The 24,805-nt window shown below is 33.9% G+C and carries 20 protein-coding genes and 2 tRNA genes; 15 read left to right on the top strand and 7 right to left on the bottom strand.

Annotated features, from left to right (window positions below; genetic code table 11):
* Nucleotides 1-90: 90 nt before the first annotated feature.
* Entirely contained in the window at nucleotides 91-2,931 is a 2,841-nt protein-coding gene (gene polA, locus ACFO3N_RS05985) for a DNA polymerase I (protein ID WP_379796042.1), read from the bottom strand.
* A 326-nt stretch (nucleotides 2,932-3,257) separates the two neighbouring features.
* Between polA and ACFO3N_RS05990 the strand changes: the two genes are divergently transcribed.
* From ACFO3N_RS05990 to ACFO3N_RS06015, 6 genes are all read left to right on the top strand, one after another.
* The gene (locus ACFO3N_RS05990) at nucleotides 3,258-3,485 is read left to right on the top strand and encodes a hypothetical protein (protein WP_379796044.1); all 228 of its coding nucleotides are present in this window, start codon (nucleotides 3,258-3,260) and stop codon (nucleotides 3,483-3,485) included.
* A gap of 185 nt (nucleotides 3,486-3,670) precedes the next feature.
* Nucleotides 3,671-4,345: a response regulator transcription factor gene (locus ACFO3N_RS05995; RefSeq protein ID WP_379796046.1), complete on the top strand. Its 675-nt coding sequence runs from the start codon at nucleotides 3,671-3,673 to the stop codon at nucleotides 4,343-4,345.
* Between the two features lie 10 nt (nucleotides 4,346-4,355).
* Nucleotides 4,356-5,684: a sensor histidine kinase gene (locus tag ACFO3N_RS06000; RefSeq protein ID WP_379796048.1), complete on the top strand. Its 1,329-nt coding sequence runs from the start codon at nucleotides 4,356-4,358 to the stop codon at nucleotides 5,682-5,684.
* Between the two features lie 106 nt (nucleotides 5,685-5,790).
* A complete protein-coding gene (locus ACFO3N_RS06005; protein WP_248729350.1) occupies nucleotides 5,791-5,991 on the top strand; it encodes a hypothetical protein in 201 nt (66 codons plus the stop codon).
* Nucleotides 5,992-6,151: 160 nt separating this feature from the next.
* Nucleotides 6,152-7,387: a metallophosphoesterase gene (locus tag ACFO3N_RS06010; RefSeq protein ID WP_379796050.1), complete on the top strand. Its 1,236-nt coding sequence runs from the start codon at nucleotides 6,152-6,154 to the stop codon at nucleotides 7,385-7,387.
* 73 nt (nucleotides 7,388-7,460) lie between these two features.
* Nucleotides 7,461-7,763, top strand: a complete 303-nt coding sequence (locus tag ACFO3N_RS06015) for a thioredoxin family protein (protein WP_008466807.1) — start codon at nucleotides 7,461-7,463, stop codon at nucleotides 7,761-7,763.
* Between the two features lie 23 nt (nucleotides 7,764-7,786).
* Here the strand turns inward: ACFO3N_RS06015 and ACFO3N_RS06020 are convergent, their stop codons facing one another.
* Nucleotides 7,787-8,428 carry a polysaccharide deacetylase family protein gene (locus ACFO3N_RS06020; protein WP_379796052.1) on the bottom strand — a complete coding sequence of 214 codons (642 nt, stop codon included), beginning with the start codon at nucleotides 8,426-8,428 and terminating at the stop codon, nucleotides 7,787-7,789.
* 97 nt (nucleotides 8,429-8,525) lie between these two features.
* Nucleotides 8,526-11,804, bottom strand: a complete 3,279-nt coding sequence (locus ACFO3N_RS06025; RefSeq protein WP_379796054.1) for a glycosyltransferase family 117 protein — start codon at nucleotides 11,802-11,804, stop codon at nucleotides 8,526-8,528.
* 245 nt (nucleotides 11,805-12,049) lie between these two features.
* Here ACFO3N_RS06025 and ACFO3N_RS06030 point away from each other — a divergent pair.
* Together ACFO3N_RS06030 and ACFO3N_RS06035 are read left to right on the top strand one after the other, a co-directional pair.
* Nucleotides 12,050-12,120, top strand: a tRNA-Gln gene (locus tag ACFO3N_RS06030).
* 108 nt (nucleotides 12,121-12,228) lie between these two features.
* Nucleotides 12,229-12,299, top strand: a tRNA-Gln gene (locus ACFO3N_RS06035).
* 235 nt (nucleotides 12,300-12,534) lie between these two features.
* Here the strand turns inward: ACFO3N_RS06035 and ACFO3N_RS06040 are convergent.
* Both ACFO3N_RS06040 and ACFO3N_RS06045 read right to left on the bottom strand, forming a co-directional pair.
* On the bottom strand, nucleotides 12,535-13,341 hold the full coding sequence (locus ACFO3N_RS06040; protein ID WP_379796056.1) for an AraC family transcriptional regulator: 807 nt from the start codon (nucleotides 13,339-13,341) through the stop codon (nucleotides 12,535-12,537).
* A 61-nt stretch (nucleotides 13,342-13,402) separates the two neighbouring features.
* Nucleotides 13,403-14,824 (bottom strand): aldehyde dehydrogenase family protein, encoded by a 1,422-nt coding sequence (locus tag ACFO3N_RS06045; protein ID WP_379796058.1) that lies wholly within the window; start codon nucleotides 14,822-14,824, stop codon nucleotides 13,403-13,405.
* A gap of 383 nt (nucleotides 14,825-15,207) precedes the next feature.
* Here ACFO3N_RS06045 and ACFO3N_RS06050 point away from each other — a divergent pair, with 383 nt between their 5' ends.
* Nucleotides 15,208-15,381 carry a hypothetical protein gene (locus tag ACFO3N_RS06050; RefSeq protein WP_379796060.1) on the top strand — a complete coding sequence of 58 codons (174 nt, stop codon included), beginning with the start codon at nucleotides 15,208-15,210 and terminating at the stop codon, nucleotides 15,379-15,381.
* 91 nt (nucleotides 15,382-15,472) lie between these two features.
* Here the strand turns inward: ACFO3N_RS06050 and ACFO3N_RS06055 are convergent, their stop codons facing one another.
* Nucleotides 15,473-16,297, bottom strand: coding sequence for a universal stress protein (locus ACFO3N_RS06055; protein ID WP_379796062.1), 825 nt, complete (start codon nucleotides 16,295-16,297; stop codon nucleotides 15,473-15,475).
* A gap of 175 nt (nucleotides 16,298-16,472) precedes the next feature.
* On the opposite strand from ACFO3N_RS06055, the gene rimP reads away from it, so the two are divergent.
* The 5 genes from rimP to ACFO3N_RS06080 all read left to right on the top strand — a co-directional run bounded on the left by rimP (nucleotide 16,473) and on the right by ACFO3N_RS06080 (nucleotide 22,769).
* A complete protein-coding gene (rimP, locus tag ACFO3N_RS06060) occupies nucleotides 16,473-16,937 on the top strand; it encodes a ribosome assembly cofactor RimP (RefSeq protein ID WP_172426838.1) in 465 nt (154 codons plus the stop codon).
* Nucleotides 16,938-16,956: 19 nt separating this feature from the next.
* Nucleotides 16,957-18,210 (top strand): transcription termination factor NusA, encoded by a 1,254-nt coding sequence (gene nusA, locus ACFO3N_RS06065; protein ID WP_095927936.1) that lies wholly within the window; start codon nucleotides 16,957-16,959, stop codon nucleotides 18,208-18,210.
* 58 nt (nucleotides 18,211-18,268) lie between these two features.
* The gene (gene infB / locus ACFO3N_RS06070; RefSeq protein WP_379796064.1) at nucleotides 18,269-21,145 is read left to right on the top strand and encodes a translation initiation factor IF-2; all 2,877 of its coding nucleotides are present in this window, start codon (nucleotides 18,269-18,271) and stop codon (nucleotides 21,143-21,145) included.
* Between the two features lie 257 nt (nucleotides 21,146-21,402).
* Nucleotides 21,403-22,185, top strand: coding sequence for an acid phosphatase (locus ACFO3N_RS06075; RefSeq protein WP_379796066.1), 783 nt, complete (start codon nucleotides 21,403-21,405; stop codon nucleotides 22,183-22,185).
* Between the two features lie 71 nt (nucleotides 22,186-22,256).
* Nucleotides 22,257-22,769, top strand: coding sequence for a DUF4920 domain-containing protein (locus ACFO3N_RS06080; protein WP_379796068.1), 513 nt, complete (start codon nucleotides 22,257-22,259; stop codon nucleotides 22,767-22,769).
* Nucleotides 22,770-22,847: 78 nt separating this feature from the next.
* Here the strand turns inward: ACFO3N_RS06080 and ACFO3N_RS06085 are convergent, their stop codons facing one another.
* Nucleotides 22,848-23,237: an SPOR domain-containing protein gene (locus ACFO3N_RS06085; protein ID WP_379796070.1), complete on the bottom strand. Its 390-nt coding sequence runs from the start codon at nucleotides 23,235-23,237 to the stop codon at nucleotides 22,848-22,850.
* A 220-nt stretch (nucleotides 23,238-23,457) separates the two neighbouring features.
* Here ACFO3N_RS06085 and ACFO3N_RS06090 point away from each other — a divergent pair, with 220 nt between their 5' ends.
* Nucleotides 23,458-24,792: a c-type cytochrome gene (locus ACFO3N_RS06090; RefSeq protein WP_379796072.1), complete on the top strand. Its 1,335-nt coding sequence runs from the start codon at nucleotides 23,458-23,460 to the stop codon at nucleotides 24,790-24,792.
* Nucleotides 24,793-24,805: the final 13 nt, after the last annotated feature.

Raw genomic sequence — 24,805 nt, forward strand, 5'->3', positions numbered from 1 at the left:
TGTATGTCAGAAATGACAAGATTGGGTTGATTTTTTATTTAGATATCTGAAATCAATAATCTAAAATCAACAATCTAAAATCTAAAATTATTAATGCGCTTCTAGCCAATCTTTACCCATTCCTAATTCAACTTCTAAAGGAACCGACATTTTAAAAGCATTTTCCATTTCATGTTTAATCATCGGCTGGATTTTTTCGAGTTCGTCGTTATGAACATCGAACACAAGCTCATCATGCACCTGAAGCAACATTTTAGATTTCCAGTTTTCGTCACGAAGTTTTTTATGAATGTTGATCATCGCAATTTTAATCACATCAGCAGCGCTTCCTTGAATTGGAGCATTTACAGCATTTCGTTCAGCGGCACTTCTCACAACGGCATTGGCAGAATTAATATCTTTTAAATATCTACGACGGCCTAAAATGGTTTGTACGTATCCTTTTTCTCGTGCAAATTCGATTTGCTCAGAAATGTATGATTTCAATCTTGGATACGTTTTGTAATAAGCGTCAATCAAGGCAGCGCTTTCGCTTCTTGATAACGAAGTCTGATTACTCAATCCAAAAGCAGAAACACCGTATATAATTCCGAAGTTTACCGTTTTAGCGTTGCTTCTTTGTTCGCGGGAAACTTCTTCCAGCGCCACATCAAAAACTTTTGCTGCGGTTGCTCTGTGAATGTCTTCTCCGTTTTGGAAAGCTGCAATCATATTTTCTTCACCGCTCAAAGCAGCAATAATTCTTAATTCAATTTGCGAGTAATCGGCAGAGATTAAAGTGTAATTTTCATCACGTGCCACAAAAGCTTTACGAATCTGACGGCCTCTTTCGGTACGAATCGGAATATTTTGCAAGTTAGGATTATTAGAGCTCAAACGTCCTGTTGCAGCAACCGTCTGCATATAATCGGTATGAACGCGTAACGTTTTTTTATCAACTTGTTCTGGTAAAGCCAAAATATAAGTGCTTTGCAGTTTTACCATCTGACGCCAATCTAAAATCTGTTTTACAATCGGGTTGTCATTGGCCAAATAAGTCAAAACTTCTTCGCCAGTTGCGTACTGACCCGTTTTGGTTTTCTTTTGCTTTGCGCCACCAATTTTTAGTTTGTCAAATAAAATATCTCCTAATTGTTTCGGAGAAGCCAAGTTAAATTTCTCGCCAGCAGTTTCGTATATTTTTTCTTCTAAAGATTTGATTTCAACTTCCATTTCAGAAGACATTCCTTTTAAGAAATCTACATCCAAACGAATTCCTTCCGTTTCCATGTCGGCCAATACGCTTACTAATGGAATTTCGATTTCGTCAAATAACTTTTTAGTTTCGGTTTTGTCTAATTCGGTTGTGAAGATTTCTTTTAATTGTAAAGTAACATCGGCATCTTCAGCTGCATATTCTTTAATGTCTTCTAAAGGAACATCGCGCATATTAAGCTGGTTTTTTCCTTTTTTACCAATTAAAGTCTCGATAGATTTTGGTGAATATTTCAAGTATGTTTCTGCCAAAATATCCATATTATGACGCATATCCGGATTAATCAGATAATGCGCAATCATCGTATCAAAAAGTTTTCCTTTTACGGTTACGCCATAATTAGAAAGGATTTTTAGATCGTATTTTAAATTCTGTCCGATTTTCTCAATATTTTCATTTTCAAAAAAAGGAACAAATTTATCTATTAAAGCTTTTGCTTCTTCCTGACTTTCTGGAAACGGAACATAAAATGCTTTTCCTTTTTCGTAAGAGAAAGACATTCCAACAAGTTCTGCGTGCAAAGCATCGATTCCTGTGGTTTCAGTATCAAAACAAACCGAAGTCTGTTTTTGTAAATTTTGTAAAAGCATTTTAATACCTAAATCACCTTGAATGGTTTGGTAAAAATGCTCGGTGTTTTCTAAAGTATTATAAAACGAAGTTCTTTCGATTTCAGCGTTTTCTCCATTCGTATTTCCGCCTCCAAAAAGATCAAATTGGTCTTCATTTTTAGGTTGTGCTTTTTTATACAATTTGGCATCAGAAGCTGGAGCAGCAGTTTGGGTGCCATCCGTTTTAAATAAATTATCAAACTGTTCTGCCATTCTTCTAAACTCTAGTTCTTGAAAAATAGCATCTGTTTTTTCGATATCAGGACGAGAAAGTTCGTAATCTTCTTCATTAAAAGTAACATTGCAATCGGTAATAATTGCGGCTAATTTTTTAGAAAGAATCCCTTTTTCTTTGTTGGCTTCGATGTTCTCTTTCATTTTTCCTTTTAGTAAATGTGTGTTTTCTAAAAGGTTTTCCATTGTTCCAAATTCTTTCAAGAACTTTTTGGCTGTAACTTCGCCAACTCCAGGCAATCCAGGAATGTTATCCACGGCATCGCCCATCATTCCAAGAAAATCAATTACTTGTTCTGGTCTTTCAATTTCAAATTTTGCTAAAACCTCAGGAACACCCCAGATTTCGATTCCGTTACCCATTCGGGCAGGTTTGTACATAAAAATGTTTTCAGAAACGAGTTGGGCAAAATCCTTATCTGGAGTTACCATGTAGACTTTGTAGTTTTGTTTTTCTGCTTGTTTAGCGATTGTTCCAATTAAGTCGTCGGCCTCACAGCCCTCGATTTCAATAATAGGAATATGCATTGCTCGTAATAATTCCTGAATATACGGAATGGCAATTTTAATAGCCTCTGGTGTTGCATCACGATTGGCTTTATATTCTACAAACATTTCGCTTCTTACGTGGCTACCGCCTTTATCAAAAGCAACGGCTAAATGATCTGGTTTTTCTCTTTTAATAACATCCAAAAGTGAGTTCATAAAACCCATAATTGCAGATGTATCCATTCCTTTTGAGTTGATTCTCGGGTTTTTTATAAAGGCATAATAACCACGAAAAATTAGTGCATAAGCATCTAGAAGAAAAAGGCGTTTTTGAGTTGACATATTAAAAATATTAGTCTGTAAAAATAAACAATTGAGATTGCAAAAATTAATCAAAAAAGAAAATTTTTACCATATAAGTTATATAAGTTCATTTTAGCTGAGATGCGCCTGTAGAGACGCACCGCAGTGCGTCTCCTATTTTATCGTTAATGTTATTGTAGTGAATGTTTAAAGTGAACTTATATAACTTATATGGTAAAAAACCGCAAAGCGTTAATATCAAGTTAAAAATTTTTATTCAGGCATTTCTTCATTTTCTCTTCATGTTGCGAAGGTAATTTTGATCTGTAAAATAAAAGGTTATTAATTCTTAAATCTTAGAAATCATGAGAAATTTATTAATGTTACTAGTAGCAGTTTTAGGAACAAGTGCAATGGTTCACGCATTTCCTGCAAAAGATGGAAAAGAAGCTCCAGCTAAAGAAGTAAAAGCAACCAAACACCCTAAACACAAATCTGATAAAAAAGCAAAATCAGCAAAAACTGAAGCGGCAAAAACAGAAACTGCGAAACCAGAAGCTGTAAAACCAGAAACAGCAAAGGCTAAAAAATAAAAATTGCTCTCGTTTTGTTTTCGAAGCTTTGTAACGAAGGCAAAACAGGAATAATGATTATGAGAATGCGATTGAAGAAGCTGATGAAGAAATTTATCAGCTTTTTTCATTCGTTAATTTTTTAATAATACACTACTCAATTTTTTATAATTGATTAATTTTAATTTCGCTTAAATGTTGTGCTTATGAATGTTTTAATTGTTGAAGATAATAAGGAACTTGCCGTAGAGGTCTACGATTTTTTATGTAACGCAGGATATATTTGTAAAATTGCAAATAATTGTGCCGAAGCTCTTGAAGAATTTGGAAGCAATGATTATGATGTTATGCTTTTAGATCTTGGTTTGCCCGATGGTGATGGTTTTGATGTTTTGCAGGCAATTAGAAAAACAAAATCGAAAATTGCGGTAATTGTTCTTACTGCCCGTGGAGAGTTGGATGATAGAATAAATGGATTGCATTTGGGCGCTGATGATTATTTGACCAAACCTTTTGCTTTGACAGAATTGGCAGCAAGAATGTTTGCCGTAGTTCGCAGAATTCATGGTTTTACTTTAAACAATTTAAGCATTCATGGTTTTTTATTGCAACTTCAAGATTATAAAGTGAGCTTTAGCGATCAACCAATCAGTCTTACCAAAAAAGAATTTGATATTTTTCAGTATTTGGTTCTCAATAAAAACCGTGTTATTACAAGATTGCAATTAACAGAGCATATTTGGGGCGATATTCTAGAAGTTAATTCTGATTCTAATTTTATAGATGTGCATGTTCGAAATCTTAGAAAAAAACTGGATAAGCATACTGCTATAGATTGGTTTGAAACTGTTCGAAATGTTGGTTATCGTATAAACGAATAAATCGATTCTTGTGAAAATAAAACATCAATTAGCTATTTTTAACGCCTTGACCAGATTGCTGGTCATTTTGGTTTTATGGCTAATGCTTCCAATTTTGGTAGAAAATGTGGTTTATCATCATATTAATAATACGCTGCTAGAGAAAAAGAAAAAATTTATTGAACACCTGAATAAGGAAGAAATAAATGATTTTATTGAAAATCCAGAAGATTCAACCGACGCTTTTTCTGAATTTTCAACACTTCACAGTGAATTTTTAGTTTTATCCAGAGTTCCTATAAAACCACATCAGAAAAAAACAACTTTCAGTAATGAGTATCGAAAAATAGAAGGAGAAGAAAGCGAGTATCGGATTTTGCAGCATCATTTTACGTATGAAGGTGAAGATTATCAGCTTGAAATAGGAAGTAGTTTGAGTGAGGTTAATGATCTGACTTTTGCGATTAAACTTTTCATTATAATTGTTTTTGTGGTAATTCTTCTGATTACTTTTTTGGCCGATACTTTTTATATAGAATATCTTTTAAAACCATTTTACAAAATTATCGATACCAAAATTAGGCGTGTAAATGAGCCGGAAACATTTGATCATACTCCAATAAAAGCAACTTCAAGAGATTTTAGAGAATTAGATTTTGTTTTAAATCAAATGATGGATCGAATCACGGAGGTTTTTAAAAAGGAAAAACAGTTTATTTCGAATGTTTCACATGAACTTCTTACGCCAATTGCACTACTTAAAAATAAACTTGAAAACTTGTTGCAGAATGAGTCTTTGGATGATCATGCGATTGATAAGATTGCAGGTTCGTTGAAGACATTAGATATGCTGAAAAAAATCATTAACAACTTGCTGTTGATTTCTAGAATAGATAATAATCAATACGAAGCAAATGAAGAAATCAATCTTAGAGAAATTGTTTCTGATTTGCAGGAAGATCTTCTGGATCGAATTGAGGATAAAGATATTCAGTTTATGAACGAAATGGAAAATGATTTTGTTTTTATAGGAAATAAAACCTTAGTTCATATTCTTATTTATAATCTCGTAACTAATGCTATAAAATATAATAAGCCTAAGGGAGGAATAATTATAGAGGACGGTTTTGTAGACGAACATTATTTTATTTCGGTAAAAGATTCGGGAATAGGAATGGACGAATTGCAACTTGAAAAAGTATTTAGTCGTTTTGCGAGAATTAATTCAGATCAAGAAGGTCAGGGACTAGGACTTGCAATTGCACAAAGTATTGCTTCTTTTCATCATATTCAAATCAAAGTTAAATCGGCTTTAAACCAAGGGACAATTTTTACGTTGCTGTTTGAAAAAGCCAATTAAAAGTTAAAATTTTCTGTAAGACTTTTTCTTCATTTTGTCTTCATTTTGCGATTATATCTTTGACTTGTAAAAATGAAAATAAACAATCATAAAAAATTTAAAAGTCATGAAAAAATTAGCAATTTTAGCAGTAGCAGTTTTAGGAACATTCTCAATGGTAAACGCACAAACAACTCCAGCGCCAGCGCAAACGAAAGAAGTGAAAGCTGCTAAACACGATAAAAAAGCAGAAAAGAAAGCAGACAAAAAAGCTAAAGGAGAGAAAAAAGCAGAAGCTGCAAAAACAGAAGCTCCAAAAGCAAAATAAAACTAGACTTAGGTCTTTAAAGTAAATAGTTTTAAAGGTTGGTAGGTTAAAGCTGAAAGAGCCATCTTTCAGCTTTTTTATTTTAACAGCGTTAAATTTTTTATAATAAAAAGAAATAAAATTTTCATTCTTTGTTACTTTGTTTAAAACTATAAATTAAATGATCTTTCGTTTTATAATTCTATGCGCTCTTTTATTATTTATTGAGTTCTATTCTTATCAAGCTTTTCGAACTTTAATCAAAACGCGTTGGGTTTTGATTGGCTATCAAGTTATAAGCTTGCTGGTTTTAATTTTTATTATCTATTCTTTTTCGCAGGTAGACCGATCAGTTGGCCAGACTAGGCAATTTATGTTTACTACAGGTTTGATGCTTGTCGTTTATGTGCCAAAAATTGTACTGACATTAATAATGTTTGGCGAGGATATTATTAGAATAGGTGCCAGTATACTAAATTATTTTGTGTACAATACACCACGAAAAGAAATGATGCCTGACAGAAGAAAATTTGTAAGTCAGATTGCTTTAGGTTTGGCTGCTATTCCGTTTCTTTCTATTATTTATGGAATTTTTGAAGGGAAATATAATTTCAAAGTAATCAAACAAACCATATTTTTTCCAGATCTTCCAGATGCTTTTGATGGTTTTAAAATCACTCAAATTTCTGATGTGCATAGCGGTAGTTTTGATAATCCAGAGAAAATTAATTACGCTATTGATTTGATCAATGCACAAGAAGCAGATTTGATTTTGTTTACAGGAGATATTGTTAATACACATGCTAAAGAGATGCATCCTTGGCTGGAAACTTTTAATCGCATTAAAGATTATAAATATGGAAAGTTTGCTGTTTTAGGGAATCATGATTATGGTGAATATGTGACATGGCCATCTGAGAAAGAAAAAGACGAAAATTTTAAGGCGATTAAAAACCTTTATGGTCAGATTGGTTTTAAATTAATGTTGAATGAGCATACTTACATTCAAAAAGGGGATGATAAAATAGCTCTGATTGGCGTAGAGAATTGGGGAGTGAATTTTAAGAAAGCAGGCGATTTAAACAAAGCTTCAAAAGATGTGCATCAAGACGATTTTAAAGTTTTAATGAGCCATGACCCAAGCCATTGGGATGCTGAAATTAAAGACCATCCAAAGAATTTTCATCTGACTTTTGCTGGCCATACGCATGGTATGCAGTTTGGAATTGAAATTCCAGGTTATTTTAAATGGAGTTTGGCACAATACATTTATAAACAGTGGGCAGGTTTGTACGAAAACGTCGGAAAGTACGTTTATGTTAACCGCGGATTTGGTTTTCACGCTTATCCAGGACGAGTTGGAATTATGCCTGAAATAACAGTAATTGAACTAAAAAAAGGCCGTAATGTCGCTTAATTCGTTAAAAATGCTACATTTGTATAATATTTATTTCTTTTAAGAGATTTAAAAAACTTAAATTTTTGGTTTTATGTCAAAATTTGGAGAACTAATAAATGCCCAAGTTCCAGTGTTAATTGATTTTTACACAGATTGGAATGAATCTTCGGTTTCTATGCATCCTGTAATTAAGGACGTAGCGGCTGCGCTTGGCGATAAAGCCAAAGTAATCAAAATTGATGTAGATAAAAATCAGGAACTCGCAGAAGCGCTTCGTATTAAAGGACTTCCCACTTTAATGATTTACAAGGAAGGACAAATGATCTGGAGGCAATCTGGAGAGCTTGATGCTAATACTATTATCGGAATTGTTCAGGAACAATTTAATGTCTAAATAACTTCTTTTATTGATGTTATTTAGTGAATAATGTCAAATTTATACCCGTTTTCTTTTAAAAAATGCAGTGTTCTAGGCAAGGCAAATCTTAAATTTGGAGAAGCCTTAATACTGTCATGAAAAACAATTACACTACCTGATTTTACATTCTTTGTTACGTTTTCAAGACATTTTTCTGGCGTAATGCTTTGATCAAAATCGGCACTCAAAACATCCCACATTACAATTTTATAGCCTAAACTTCTAAGGATTTTAGACTGCGCTTTTTTTATTTTTCCATAAGGAGGACGAAATAATAAACGATGAGGGTTTTTCTCTTGTTCGTCTAAAATAGCGGCGCAGTTTTGTACATTTTCAATATACTCATTCGTGTGGCTTTTCCATCCATTAACATGATTCATAGTATGGTTTCCAATTGAATGTCCGTCGGTAATTAACTTGTCGAACAAAGCCAGATTAGCTTTAATGTTTTTTCCGATGCAGAAGAAAGTAGCTTTAGCATCAAATTTTTTTAATTCAGACAAAACCCAGTCTGTAATTTCTGGAGTAGGGCCATCATCAAAAGTGAGGTATATTTTCTTTTCGTTGTTAGGAATATCCCAGCAATATTTAGAAAATACCTTTTTGATAAATGCGTTAGTTTTTACCCAATAGAAGCTCATTTTGAATTAAAATTATTGTAGTATAAAATTAAAAAATGCAGCGCTATTTATCAAACAGCGCTGCATTTTTTTAATAAGTAAGATTTTCGTATATTAATTACTCTTTTTCACGTCCAAAACGCTCAAAAACATTCACATAAGTGTTAAACGTAGTTTTGTGCTGGTTGTAAAAAGCTGTGTCTTTATTATCGTCCATTACGTGTAGCAAACTTCTGTAACGTTCAATATCAGTAATAATGTCTACTGCTAAAGAAGTTTGATCAGAAGGAGGCAATGTGCTATAATAGTTTAGATTCTCTTTATATTTCTGAACTAATTTATTTAAAAGATCTTGCGCCTTAGCTTTTTCGCCAACTTTGTAATAGCCATCTCCAAAAGCTTCAACTAATGAATAATAACCATATTTGTCCAATGGCATTTTAGTCATCGCTAAATTGATTACATTTTTGGCTTTGTCAATTTTACCTTCAGCAATAAGCTGATTCATTAATCTCGAAAGATTAGTGCGATAAGTAATACTGTTTCTTCTAGTTTCAGGATCATGATAAATGTTTCCATTGCTATTTCCCCAATCCCATTTCATTACAATATCGTACATTTTATCTGCATCAATTTGTCCCATATCTAATGGTCCGCCATCTTTAGAAGGAGTATTTTTTACTGGAACCAATTTGTAAACCATTCCGTCCAATTGCAGATAATCTTTTAACCATAAATAGTCTTCATCATCAAAAGCACCACCGCTAAAGTAAATTGGTCTCTTCCAGTTGTTATTTGCTAAAATATCAAGCATCATTAAACGGTTTTTGTATAACGCGCTTCCTTTGATATCTATATCTAAGTAAGGAACAATAGAATCGTAATATTTAGGATTAACTACTTTATTTTGGATAATAGTGTTTTTGTCCACATTTACTCTAATCTTGTTTGTTGGGTAGAAATGGATGGTTTGTCCGTTTTGTAAACCAACAGTCGATTTAGGATTTTTGATAAAATCGATAAAATCTTTAATGTTCCAGCGTGTGTCAATTTTCTGGATGTAAGCGGTATAATCTAAATTATCTCCCACATATTGGCTATGTTCAAACGAAATAGGCAACGGATTTGACTCGTAAGACTTCGCTTTCATTTGATCAATGTACCAATCTGTCATAAATAAACTTGTATTTACGATCTTCACATCGGTTCTAAAATGCTCAATTTCCTGCGCATACCAAAGAGGGAAGGTGTCGTTATCTCCAATGGTAAATAAAATAGCATCTTTATCGCAAGAACTTAAATAAGCTTTTGCCATAGCAACTGCTGTATATCTTCCAGATCTATCGTGATCATCCCAGTTTTGAGAAGCCATTAAAACAGGAGCTGCCAATAAACTTCCAGCAATAATTACTGGACCTGCAATTTTTGGGGCCAAGTATTTCTGGAGACTTTCATAAAGTGAATAAACACCAAATCCGATCCAGATGGCAAAGACATAGAAGGAACCTACAAGAGCATAATCTCTTTCACGAGGTTCAAAAGGTCTTTCATTTAAATATATTTTTAGTGCAATTCCTGTAAATAAAAACAAAGCCAAAAGAACGTAGAAACTCTTCAAATCTTTGTTAGCATGGTACATAATACCGATTAATCCTAAAATAAACGGAAGGAAATAATAAGCATTACGCCCCTTGTTATTTAATACATCAGTAGGTAAATTGTCTTGAGAACCTAAATGAACAGAATCTAAAGCTTTGATACCGCTAATCCAGTTTCCGTCAAGGTTATCGTATTTACCTTGAACGTCGTTTTGGCGTCCAACAAAATTCCACATTAAATATCTCCAGTACATATATCCAAATTGGTATTCAAACATAAAGCTGAAGTTGTCTGCTGTAGATGGTTTTTCAATAAGCAAATACTCACCGTAGCTTCTTAAGAATTTTACGTAACCTTCGTTGTCAATTTGTTTTTGAGCGTAAGCTTTTCTAAATTCAGAAACTGTTTTTTCAACCTCATTACGCAATTGAGCAGTAGCTTTGTTGTATTCATCTTCGCTTAATTGACTTGCATCGATGCCATATTTTGCCAAATCTTCATCATAATTGTAATTAGGATTGATTCGGAATTTTGGAGGATTTGTAAAGTTGATATAGTTTTGAATATGACCGGTTTCTGTACTCCACATTCTTGGCAGAACTGCTTTCTGGTTGTCGTCAGAATTCTGTTCTGCGTTTTTATAATTATTGGTAATAATGTATTTACCAGTTTTATAATCTCTTTCGTAGTTTGGTTTTTTGTCTAAATAAGGTGTTTTAGCATCAAGGCCAGCAAAAAGTTCAGTGTATTGAGGTCCGTAAAACAAAGGATTCACACCATATTGCTCACGATTATAATATGCTAAAACCTCGGTAGCATCTGATGGTTTGTTTTCGTTAATAACGGTATTCGCATTTGCACGAACAGGAAGCATTAACCAAGTTGAGAAACCAATCAGGATGAATAAAACACATAATATAATAGTGTTGTAGAATATTAAGCCTTTTTGTCTTGTGTATTTTAATCCAAAATAGAAAAACGCAATAAATAATAATGCAACAAAGATAGTTCCGGAATTGAATGGAAGTCCCATACTGTTTACCATGAAGATTTCGGTTTTTCCGAAAAATGCCATAGTCAATGGAAGAAGTAATTTAAAAATAAACAACAAGATTCCGATAACGACTACATTGGCAATAAGGAAGTTTTTTATGGTAACTTTTTCGTAGTGTTTGAAATAATATAAGAATCCAATAGAAGGAATAGTTAAAAGAGCCATGAAGTGAACTCCAAACGAAAGACCAATAACCAAAGAAATAATTAAAAGCCATTTATTTCCTTTTGGTTTGTCCATGTCTTGTTCCCAACGTAAACCAAGCCAGAAAAGCAATGCGATTAACAAAGATGCCATTGCGTAAACTTCGGCTTCTACTGCGTTAAACCAAAAACTATCAGAAAATGTATAAGCCAAAGCTCCTACAAAAGAGCTTCCTAAAATAACAATCGAATTGTTTTGGTCAATTTCTGTAAAACGAGCCACGATCTTTTTCAAAATCATAGACGATGACCAGAACATAAATAATATGGTAAATGCGCTAGAGAAAACAGACATCATGTTAACCATAAGAGCCACATGCTGAGCATCTATAGCAAACATTGCAAAAAATGCACCCATCATCTGGAAAAGTGGAGCTCCCGGTGGGTGTCCTACTTCAAGTTTAGCTGCGGTAGCAATATATTCTCCGCAATCCCAAAAGCTCATTGTAGGTTCTACTGTTAATGTATAAGTTATTAAAGCGATTGCAAATGCAAACCAACCAATAATTGTATTCCATTTATTGAAATTGAATTGTGCCATATTTAGGTGTTAAAAATTTGAGTGTTTTTCTATCCTACAAAGAAAATGTTTTTTTATGTAAAGAAACGAGCATTAACAAAAAATTCTATAAAACTATCAGCAAAGAGCAATATGTTGTTTATGAGGAACTTCTATTGTTAGTAAAGATTTCAAACGAAGAAAAAGCAAAAAAAATGATTTTTTTTGCCCAAAAAGTTTGCACAAACTAAATAAAGACTTAAATTTGCACTCGCTAATAGCACTGCTGGTCTATGGTGTAATGGTAACACTACGGTTTTTGGTGCCGTCTTTCTAGGTTCGAGTCCTAGTAGACCAACAGAAAAGTCTCTCAGAAATGAGAGACTTTTTTTATTTAAAAAAGTTTCGTTTAAAATTTGCATAAATTAAATAAAGTTTTAATTTTGCACCCGCTTAACCGCACTGCTGGTCTATGGTGTAATGGTAACACTACGGTTTTTGGTGCCGTCTTTCTAGGTTCGAGTCCTAGTAGACCAACAGAAAAGCCTCTCAGAAATGAGAGGCTTTTTTTTATGCTTTAAATTCTGGCTGTTTTTTAACCGCAAAGTGCGCTAAGATATACGCAAAGTGCGTAAAGATGTTTTTAGGTTATGCAAAATCCGTAAAGCGTTATAATTTGTTAAGCCTTCTTTTGTTTTAAATATAGCCCGTGGTTTTAACCACGGGGATTTATTTCGAAAGATGTATTTTGGGAGGTCTATTGTGGAAGGTTCTATTTGTGATTTAAAGAGGAAGGAACGATTCCGAATTTCTTTTTGAATGAAAAGGAAAAATGTGAAAGATCTTCAAAACCAACACCGATATACACTTCTGATGGCGGATTTCCTTGACTAATTAAATAATAAGCTTCTTGAAGTCTTTTGTTTAAAAGCCATTTCCCGGGTGTTTGCTGGAAAACTTTTTGAAAATCTCTCTTAAATGTAGCTAAGCTTCTTCCGGTTAGATAAGCAAATCGTTGCGTTTGAACATTAAAGTGGAAGTTTTTATTCATGAAAGCTTCTAAATCAATTTTTCCAGGTTCATTAAAATCAAACAAAATGTCTTTTAATTCTGGATTTACTTTTAGTAAAAGATGAATGGCTTCTTTGATTTTTAAATTGAATAAAGTTTCGTTGTTTTCTTCTTCCACTTCCAGATAGGATATTAATGATTCCATGAAAGATTTGTAGAGTGGGTTAGGAGTCAATGAAAACATAGCTTCTGATTCGGATTTTTTATCAGATTTTAAATTGTATTCTTTGCTGACTTCTCTTAAAATTTCCTGATCAAGAAAAAGGGAAATAGTTTTGAATTCTCCTCCTTCTGGCGGAATTTTAGTAAACTTTGCTAAGTGATTTCTTCTGCTGAAACGGAAGTCCCCTGGTTTTGAGTGAAAAGTATTTTGATTATCTGTAACGATCATTTCGCCAGAAATCTGATAGCTGAAAACATGTTCGGGTATAAAATGTTCGCCCTCTCGACTGCGTGAGTAATAACAGGAGTAAAGAATCTTGGGTTTTGTATTTTGTTTGATGCTCATGATTGTAAAAATACTAAAATCTGGAAATCTTTAGATGTAAAGACTTCCAGATTGATGAAGATTATTTAGGCTGAATTAATGCTCTTGGTTCTAAGTAAGCTTCTAGGCCAAGTGTTCCAAATTCACGTCCGATTCCAGATTGTTTAAATCCTCCAAAAGGTGCCATTGGATCATGACCAATTCCGTTTATCTGAACACGTCCTGCATTAATCTGAGAGGCAACTCGATGAGCTCTTTCTATATTTGAAGAGCTTACATAAGCTTGTAATCCGTATGTTGTGTCATTGGCAATTTCTACTGCTTCTTCTTCTGTTTTATAAGTAATAATAGATAGAACAGGGCCAAATATTTCTTCTCGTGCAATTCTCATTTGATTTGTTACATTGACAAAGACTGTTGGTTTAACAAAATTTCCGTTTTCTAGCCCTTCTGGTTTTCCAAGTCCGCCAGTTAATATTTCTGCGCCTTCATTAATTCCGATTTGAATATAATCTTGAACACGATTGTATTGTTTTGTGCTGACCATTGGTCCTACAGCTGTATTTGGATTTTTTGGATCATCAACAATAAGATTTGAAATTATTTCTTTAATAAAGACTTTGGTTTCGGCTAACTTGTTTTCTGGAATAAGTAATCTAGTTCCGGCAATACAAGCTTGTCCGCTATTCATAAACGCAGCTCCAAGTGCAAGGGGAATAGCTTTTGAAAAATCGGCATCGTCTAGAATAATGTTCGGAGATTTTCCGCCAAGTTCAAGAGTTACTCTTTTCATGGTGTTGACAGCTTCCTTTGCGATTATTTTTCCAACGTTCGTTGATCCTGTGAAAGATATTTTGGCGATATCTGGATTTCTGCTTATTTCTGCTCCAACAATTTCTCCCAAACCATTTACAATATTAAATACGCCTTTTGGAAGATTTGCTTCGTGAAGACATTCAGTAATTAATTGTGTCTGTTGGGCGCTCATTTCACTTGGTTTAATTACGGTTGTGCATCCTGCTGCAATTGCGGTAGAAAGTTTGCTGCAGATAAAGCCGTTGCTTGAGTTCCAAGGAATGATAATTCCGACAACGCCAATTGGGGCCATTTGAACTTCTGATTCGCCCATCGTTTTGATAAAGTTGTAGTTGTTAAGGAGGTTAATTGCAGAGTCAAAACCTTTTAGCATATATTCGTAACTTATACTTGCAAATTGAAATGTGCCTCCATATTCTTCTATCATTACATTGATAAAATCGTCTTTTCTTTTTTCAATAGAAGATTTAATGTTTTTGAGGTGTTGAATTCTTTCTGAAACTGTTGTCTTTGAGAAAGTTTTGAAGGCATTTTTTGCTGCTTCGATTGCTTTTTTGGTGTCTTCCGTGTTTCCTAAAAGTACTTTTCCTAATTTTTCGTTTGTTGTTGGGCTAATAAGGTCAAAGTATTCTGTTCCTTGTGGAGTAACAAATTCTCCATTGATGTAAATTTTGTCTATTGTTTTCATTTTGTTGTTTTTTAATGAATTTTTATTTGACAAATTTCTGCATTAACTATGTGAGGTGCTTTGTTGTAAAGTTCAAAATGACTTTGTTGCAAAGCTCATTCTGAAATGAGTTTTTGATTAAAAAAAAAACATTGATCTAAGAAATCAGATGGTTTTTTATGATTAAATCCATACGCGAATCAATTTTAAAGTCTACCGGACAAGGAATTAAAGATTATATCTTTTTTAAATTTATCATATAATATATTTTGATTTATATATGAAGTAAGAATTGTTTTGTTTTTTAATTGCTGTGTATCAGTATTTTAGTTATATTTGGTATGATGAAAAATACTGCAGAATGTTTTTGTTTTAACTGAATGATAATTTAATAATTTAGAATTATGAATAATTTAGATAATTTGAATTTTACAGAGTTGAGTTCTTCCGAGATGAAATTAGTGCAAGGAGGAAACTGGATTGATGACTTACTAGTTTTTTTTGGTGGTAGTATTGAGGCTCTAGCGGCATATCTTGGTATGACTGTAGAAGAGGTGCGAAAATTACTGGGGACGTGAAGATAAATTGAAGAATGTTTTATTAATTCTTTATGTTTAATGTATAAAAAAAAGCTTCTCAACATGAGAAGCTTTTGTATTTATGTTACTTTTAAATTTTTAAAGTGATCACTGGTCTAACGGCATGATTGACTAATCCTTCGCTTATGCTTCCATTGAAAAAGTGTGCAAAACCGGTTCTGCCATGCGTGCACATTCCGATAACATCGGCATTTATTCTGTTGGAGAAGTTTATAATTCCTTTTTCAATATTGGTATCGTTGTAAATTTGAGTGGTGTAATTTGTAATATTGAATTCGGCAAGAAAGTCACTCATGGCTTTTTCGCTTACATGAGTTGGCTTAAAGCTGTTAGGTGTGCAAATGGTGACTAAGTGTAATTTTGAATCAAATAGCTTGGCGAAATTTAAAAGTTTTTCAAATGGTTTTTTTGCTTCTTCAGAAAAATCAGAGGCGAAAACAATATCAGAAGCATTAAAATTCGGGATATTTTTCTTAATGACTAAAACAGGAATTTCTGAATTTCTAACAACTTTCTCGGTGTTGGAACCAATTAATAATTCTTCAACGCCAGAAGAGCCATGAGATCCCATAATTATTAGGTCGACATCATAATCTTTGCTGATCTGTGTTATTCCATGTATAGGTTTGTCTATTTTTACAATTTCAGTCACCGGTATTCCTTCGAGATATTCTCTTGAAGCGACTTCATCTAGTGTTTCGTTTGCTTTTTTCATAAAAAGCATAGTTTCAGGAATGCTTGCTCCGCCCACTATAGCGTCGTTAGATTGCTGTGGCAATTCAAGCATATGAAGGAGAATGATTTCAGAATTGTTCTTTTTTGCGATTTGGGAGGCAACTCTTAAAGCGTCTTCTGCGTGTTCGGAGAAGTCGGTAGGTACTAAAATTCGTTTCATGATTTTGAGGGGTTAAAATATGAATAATTCTGTGTTTTTAATGCTATTATAAAGATACGGAATTATTTTAGAGCAATCAATTTATTTGATTTATAAAAAAAACACTATATTTGCACTGTTATTTATTAAAATCTAAATAATGAGGGGACTAAGTGTCCCCTCTTTTTATAAAATTATGACATTTAAAGAAAAAGTAAACGGATTAATTACAGAAGCTCTTCTGGAAAAACCATCAGTCTTTTTGGTTGATTTGGCAGTTTCAGATTCTTTTAAAATTAGTGTTGGTTTAGACGGTGATAATGGAGTGGCGTTGCAAGACTGTATCGACATTAGTCGTGCAATCGAGAATAATCTAGATCGTGAAGAACAAGATTTTTCTCTTGAAGTAGCATCAGTTGGAGTAGGAACGCCGTTAAAAATGGTAAGACAATACAAGAAAAATGTTGGTAGAACGTTGATTGTTACCACAAATACGGAAAAAATAGAGGCAGAATTAGTAGAAGCTAATGATGTTTTTATAATTTTGTCTTGGAAAGCAAGAGAACCGAAAAAAGTAGGAAAAGGAAAAGAAACAGTTCAAAAAGAACAACAAATACCTTATACAGAAATTAAAGAGGCAGTTGTTACGGTAACATTTTAATTTTAATTAAAAAATTCGCATGGAAAATTTAGCATTAATCGATTCATTCTCAGAGTTTAAAGATAATAAACTTATTGATCGTGTAACGCTTATGGCAATTTTAGAGGACGTATTTAGAAATGCATTAAAGAAAAAATACGGTTCAGATGAAAATTTCGATATCATTATAAACCCTGACAAAGGTGATATGGAAATCTGGAGAAGAAGAGTAATTGTTGCTGATGAGGATCTTGATTTTGAAAATGAGGAAATTACATTGACTGAAGCAAGAAAAATTGAAGCGGATTTTGAAATTGGTGAAGAGGTTTCTGAAGAAGTAAAATTGATTGATTTAGGAAGAAGAGCTATCTTAGCGCTTCGTCAGAATTTAATATCTAAAATTCACGAACACGATAATACAAATCTTTACAAGCAATTTAAAGATATTATCGGTGATATTTATACAGCCGAAGTGCATCACGTACGTCCAAGAGTAGTTATTTTAGTTGATGACGAAGGAAATGAAATTGTACTTCCAAAAGAAAAACAAATTCCGTCAGATTTCTTCCGTAAAGGAGATAATGTGCGTGGAATTATTGAAAGCGTTGAATTAAAAGGAAACAAACCTCAAATTATTATGTCTAGAACTTCAGAGAAGTTTTTAGAAAAATTATTTGAACAAGAAATTCCAGAAGTTTTCGACGGATTAATTACAGTTAAAAATGTAGTTCGTATTCCTGGTGAAAAAGCAAAAGTAGCTGTTGATTCTTATGATGATAGAATTGATCCAGTTGGAGCTTGTGTGGGGATGAAAGGTTCTCGTATTCACGGAATTGTTCGCGAATTAGGAAATGAAAATATTGATGTAATCAATTATACAAACAATATTCAATTATTTATAACAAGAGCTTTAAGCCCTGCTAAAGTTTCTTCTATCAAAATTGATGAGGATAACAAAAGAGCTGAAGTTTTCTTGAAATTAGAAGAGGTTTCTAAAGCAATTGGTAGAGGTGGTCACAATATCAAATTAGCAGGTCAATTGACAGGTTATGAGCTAGATGTTATTCGTGAAGGAGATGTTGCCGGTACTGTTGCAGATGAAGACGATGTTGAATTAACAGAGTTCTCAGATGAGATCGAAGAGTGGGTAATTGAAGAGTTTGCAAAGATCGGTTTGGATACAGCAAAAAGTATCTTGAAACACGATGTAGAAGATTTAGTAAGAAGAACAGACTTAGAAGAGGAAACGATTCTAGATGTTATGAAGATACTAAAAGAAGAGTTTGATAATTAAGCAATGGCTTAGATCTGCTCTAACAACACAACGAAAAAGGTAATAATAAAAAGGTTATATGTCTGAAGAGAGAGTAATAAGAATAAACAAGGTTTTAAGGGAATTAAATATTTCGTTAGAAAGAGCTGTAGATTATCTAAAAGATAAAGGAATTGCTATTGATGCAAATCCAAATGCAAAAATTTCTGATAGCGAATTTAATATCCTTCAAAGCCAATTTGCGGGCGATAAGGGGAACAAGGAGGCTTCTAAAGAGGTTGGAGAAGAAAAAAGAAAGGAAAAAGAAGCATTACGTGTAGAGCGTGAGAAAGAAATTGAAGACAAACGCAGACAAGAAGAAGAGCGTCAAAAACAGCAAGAAATAATTAAAGCGAGAGCAGTTGTTTCGGGACCTGTACAAGTGGGTAAAATTGACTTGAATCCAAAAAAACCTGCGATTACTCCTTCTGAGGAAACGGTTAAGGCTGAAGAGCCAAAAGCTGTTGTTGCACCTGTGCAACCAGAAAAACCTGTTCAAAATGAAACAGTAAAATCTGAACCAGTTGTTTCAACTCCTGTTTCTGAAACAAAAAAAGAAGAACCTATTATTACTGAGAAAAAAGAAGTTAAGGCAGAATCTAAAGTTGCTCAGGAGCCAATCGTGTCTACTGATCCAACAACTTCAGAGGAAACTATTACTACTCAATACCAAAAACTTACAGGAACAACTCTTACAGGTCAGACAATTGATTTATCTCAATTTAATAAACCTAAGAAGAAGAAAGAAGATCCTAAAGCGGCTCAGAATAAACCTGGAGCTCCTGGTGTTGGTAATAACAACAACGCAAATAATAAAAACAAGCGTAAAAGAATTGGTCCAAAACCGGGTACGCCTGGTGCGCCAAAACCTGCTACAGGTAATGCGGCTGGAACGCCAAATTCGAATAATAAACCAGCTCAAAATAGTGGAGGAGGTTTTAATGCGAACAGAAGTCAGAGACCAGGTTTTGTAAAAGGAAACCGTCCTGCAATTGTAGCAAAAGTTGAGCCTACTGAAGAAGAAGTAAAAAACCAAATTAGAGAAACTCTTGAAAAACTTCAAGGTAAAGGAGGGAAATCTAAAGCGGCAAAATATAGAAGAGATAAAAGAGAAACGCACCGTCAGAAATCTGATGATGAGCAAAGAGCTCTTGACGAAGGAAGTAAAACGATTAAAGTTACCGAGTTCGTTACTGTAGGTGAAATTGCAATCATGATGGATGTGCCGATTACTAAAGTAATTGGAACTTGTATGTCTCTTGGTATCATGGTAACTATGAATCAGCGTCTAGATGCTGAAACATTAACTATCGTAGCAGATGAATTTGGTTATGATGTTGAATTCATTACGGTAGATATTGAAGAAGCAATCGAGGTTGTAGAAGATAGAGAAGAAGATTTAGTAACACGAGCGCCAATTGTGACTGTAATGGGGCACGTTGACCACGGTAAAACATCTTTACTGGATTATATTCGTAAAGAAAATGTAATAGCTGGTGAGTCAGGAGGTATTACTCAGCACATTGGAGCATATGGAGTTACTTTAGATAACGGACAAAAAATAGCATTCTTAGATACTCCGGGTCACGAGGCGTTTACCGCGATGCGTGCACGTGGAGCTCAAGTTACAGATATTGCGATTATCGTAGTAGCGGCAGATGATGATATCATGCCGCAAACTAAAGAAGCAATTTCTCACGCACAGGCTGCGGGAGTGCCAATTATATTTGCAATCAATAAAATTGATAAACCAAACGCGAATGTTGATAAAATTAAAGAGCGTTTGGCTGGTATGAATTTACTTGTTGAAGATTGGGGTGGAAAAATTCAGTCACATGATATTTCTGCAAAAGTTGGAACAGGTGTTAAAGAATTATTAGAGAAAGTTTTATTGGAAGCTGAGATTTTAGATCTAAAAGCAAATCCAAATAAAGGAGCTCAAGGAACTGTTGTTGAGGCTTACTTAGATAAAGGAAAAGGATATGTGTCTACGATTTTAGTACAACAAGGTACTTTGAAAATTGGAGATTATATGTTGGCTGGTAAGCACCACGGTAAAGTTAAGGCAATGCATGATGAAAGAGGGCATACTATTTTAAGTGCTGGTCCTTCGACTCCGGTATCTGTTTTAGGTTTAGATGGAGCTCCAACAGCGGGTGATAAGTTTAATGTATTTGAAGACGAAAAAGAAGCAAAACAAATTGCATCTAAACGTTCTCAATTAATGCGTGAACAATCTGTACGTACACAAAGACATATTACACTTGATGAAATTGGACGTCGTATCGCTCTTGGTCAGTTTAAAGAATTAAACGTGATCCTTAAAGGAGACGTGGATGGTTCTGTTGAGGCATTATCAGATTCGTTCTCTAAGCTTTCTACAGAAGAAGTTCAGATCAATATTATTCATAAAGGTGTTGGTGCAATTACAGAAACTGATGTTAACTTGGCTTCTGCATCAGATGCAATCATCATCGGATTTAACGTTCGTCCAGCAGGAAATGCGAGACAGCTTGCTGATAAAGAAGAAATCGATATCCGTTACTATTCTATTATCTATGCTGCTATCGATGACTTGAAAGATGCAATGGAAGGAATGCTTGCTCCAGAGATGAAAGAAGAAATTTTAGGAAATGCTGAAATTCGTGAGATTTTCAAAATTTCTAAAGTTGGTTCGATTGCTGGATGTATGGTGACAGATGGTAAAATCTTAAGAACTTCTAAAATTAGAGTTATTAGAGATGGAGTTGTGGTTCATACAGGTGAGTTAGTTGCTTTAAAACGTTTCAAAGACGACGTGAAAGAAGTAAGTAAAGGTTATGATTGTGGTATCCAGATAAAAGGATTTAATGATATCGAAATTAATGATGTTATTGAGGCTTACCATGAAGTAGCAATCAAAAAGAAATTGAAATAATATTCAATTAATATATTTAAAAGTCCCAATGAAAATTGGGACTTTTTTTGTTTAGGTTTTTTATGCGTAAAGATTGTGGTTGTCATAGGATCAATTCTTATAAATATGTTTCATTTTATAATATGAAACCTAAATGAAAGATTTGACAGCGGTTTGGTTAGGAGATTGTTTGTTTCTTTGTGTAGTAATTTTCTTTTATTTTTTTAAACATAAATTCATGTAGGAAAGTATTGTTGGGTAAAATTATTTGTACTGATATGGGGATAAATGTAAGGATAAGTTATATTGTGAATACAATTTTAGGCAGGCGTTTTAAATCAGAGAATCCTGTTAGTAATTTTACAAATGTTCAGCAGTTAAGAGAAATAATGCCTGCCTTGTTAGAGGGATATTTGTCTGAAGCAGAAATGCCAAACAGTCTTCTTTTGTTATCACCGCCTCCGGCACACGACTCAAGTCTTTTTGAGTCAGATTTAGAGCATGCAAGAAAGGCTTTGGAGTCTAAAGATGATGAGCGTTTTTTGCAAGCGGCAAGAGATGCAGGCTTGTCTTTTCCTTTTGCGGTTAAATCATTTGAGCCAATTATAGGCATGGCAATTAGTGAGTCAAATACTCCTAAGCTTTATGTATTGATGCGAAGGGTTATGACAGATGCAGGATTGTCGACTTATGCTGCGAAAAATCATTACAAACGTGAGCGTCCTTTTATGGTTAATAATCAAAAAACATGTACTCCAGATCAGGAAAATATATTGTACAAAGTGGGCTCATTTCCTTCAGGTCATGCTGCTGTAGGTTGGGCATGGTCATTGGTTTTAATTAAGCTTTTTCCAGAAAAAGAGAGGGAGATTTTGAAACGCGGACATGATTTTGGTCAAAGTCGCATTGTTTGTAATGCGCATTGGGATAGTGATGTAAAAATGGGTAGGGTTATGGGACAGGCGGCTGTAGATTGTTTATGGGCTAATTCAGATTTTTTGACTGATTGGGATGGTGTCGAAAAAGAAATACGACAAATTTTAGATTCTAATTCAGAATAAAGTAAAGTGGATATGAATTTGGAGGGCTGTTTCAAATTTTAATATTATTTTTGAATATAAATGATGTAAATATGAAAAGAGTTTTAATATATGCGGCCTTGGTTTTTGTGAGTTTCTCAACGGTATCTTTTTCGCAAGAGAATGTTGAAAAACCAGCTCCGCCAGCAGGTAATGCTTTAGTTGGAGATTATTATGGCGAAGATGTTTCAGATGCTTTGATAGGAAAAGTAATTTCGGTAGAGGAATTACAGAAAAATCTAAAAGATGCAAATAAAATAGAAAGTGTTGCGGTTAGGGGAGAGGTGACTGACGTTTGTCCGAAGAGAGGATGCTGGATAAGCGTTAAAACGGAAGACGGGGCGTCTTTCTTTGTAAAAATGAAGGATTACGCTTTTTTTGTGCCTACTGCATTAAAAGGTAAAAATGTAGTTTTAGAAGGGAATGCCGAAAAAAAAATAACGTCGGTTGAAGAGCTTAAACATTATGCGAAAGATGCTAAGAAAACAAAGACGGAAATAGATGCGATAAAAATACCAAAAGAGGAAATACGTTTTTTAGCGAGCGGGATCAAAGTGGTAAATTAGATTTAAAAGTTGCAGTTCTGAAATAGAAACAAAAAAAGCGAGATATAAAGATCTCGCTTTTTTTTGTTTCTGCATGAATCATTTTCCGGGTTTAAGTAAGAAAACGCTTTTGTATCTTTTTTTGATTTCCGCTAAATTTCTTTCCGCTTCTATTCTAGTTTTAAAATTCCCAACAATTACTTTGTAATTTGGGGTGCTGAAAATGATAGTTCCGTCAATATTGGAATTTTCTCTTTTGAAATCCGATAATGTTTTTTTTGCTTCATCGCTTTTGCCGCTAAAGATTTGAATTCTATAAGTATCGTTTGTATTTATTGACGTGTTAATTTTGCGCTTTTCGTTTAGTAACTGCTCAAATTTAGAATCTTGATTCAGTGTTAAATTTTGATCTTGAGCATTAATATTGTGTGCGAAAGCAATCGTTGTAATTGTTAAGAAAAGGTTTTTTGAAGGACTTAAAATTCTCATAATGTGATGGTTTTTATGCAAAAATACTATTTAAAGTTTGAGTGTGAAATTTTAATATTATTTAGAATTGATATAAATTGATAATTAAGACTATTTTAAGGTTTTGAGAATAGTTCATAAGTCGTATTTTTGTGCAAGTTTTAAAAGAGGGTATAGGTTTTTACTGGATTTAGTACAGAAAAAATCATACCAAAAATTAGTAGACAATTATTTATACTATATGAAAAAGGTGGGTAACCATAATTCGATCTCAAGAAAATTGCTGTTTGGCTTATCGCTAACGTTAATTTTCTCCCTAACTTCATTTGCTCAAGATGCTGCTGCTCCGGCGGCGCCTGAGGCTGCTGCGGCTGCTCCAGCTGCAGGAGGCGGTGATCCAGTAAAAGGGAAAGAACTTTTTAATGCAAATTGCGCTGCATGTCACAAATTAGATGCCAAATCAACAGGTCCGGCTTTACGAGGAGTTGCTGATAAACATGATAAAGCTTGGCTTTATAAGTGGGTGCATAACAGTTCTGACATGATTAAGTCAGGTGATCCTGTTGCTGTTAAACTTTTTGAGGAAAATAATAAAGCAGTAATGACTTCTTTTCCTCAGTTATCTGAAGGTGATATTGATAATATTATAGCTTATACTTCTGAGCCGAAAGCTGAACCAGCTGCAGCTCCAGGAGGTGCTGCAACTCCTCCTGGGACAAGTGTTCAGGATGGTGCTATTTCAAATAACATTATTTTAGGAGCTCTTGCTCTTGTGATGGCTATTTTAGTTGTGATGTTGTTTATGGTAAACAAGGTTTTAACTAAAGTTGCAAACAAAAACGGTATTGAAATTGCTCCAAAAGAAGCTAGAACTCCAATTTGGAAAGCTTTCGTTAAAAACCAATTCTTGGTTTTGGTAACTTCAATCTTCTTGCTGTTGGCTAGTGGTTATTTTGTTTACGGATACTTAATGCAAGTAGGTGTAGATCAGAATTATGAGCCAATTCAGCCAATTCACTACTCTCACAAGATTCACGCTGGTGATAATGAAATCAATTGTAAATATTGTCACTCTGCGGCTCGTGTAAGTAAAACTGCTGGTATACCTTCATTAAATGTTTGTATGAACTGTCATAAAAACATTTCTGAGGTTGCTGAAACAACTGCGACTCCTGAGTACAGTAAAGCATTCTACGATGCTCAAATTCAAAAATTATATGATGCTGTTGGATGGGATAAGACTAAACAAGCTTATACTGGAAAAACACAGCCTGTAAAATGGGTTCGTATTCATAACTTACCTGACTTTGTTTACTTCAACCACTCTCAACACGTTTCTGTTGCAGGTATTGAATGTCAAACTTGTCACGGTCCAGTACAAGAATTTGAAATCATGAAGCAGTACTCTAAATTAACAATGGGATGGTGTGTTGATTGCCATAGAAAAACTGATGTTAAGATGGAAGGTAACGCTTACTATGACAAAATTCATGCTGAACTTTCTAAAAAATACGGTGTAGAGAAATTAACTGCAGCGCAAATGGGAGGTTTAGAGTGTGGTAAATGCCACTATTAATCGATTTATTAAG

The sequence above is a fragment of the Flavobacterium chungangensis genome (assembly GCF_042654045.1).
Lineage (GTDB): Bacteria > Bacteroidota > Bacteroidia > Flavobacteriales > Flavobacteriaceae > Flavobacterium > Flavobacterium chungangensis.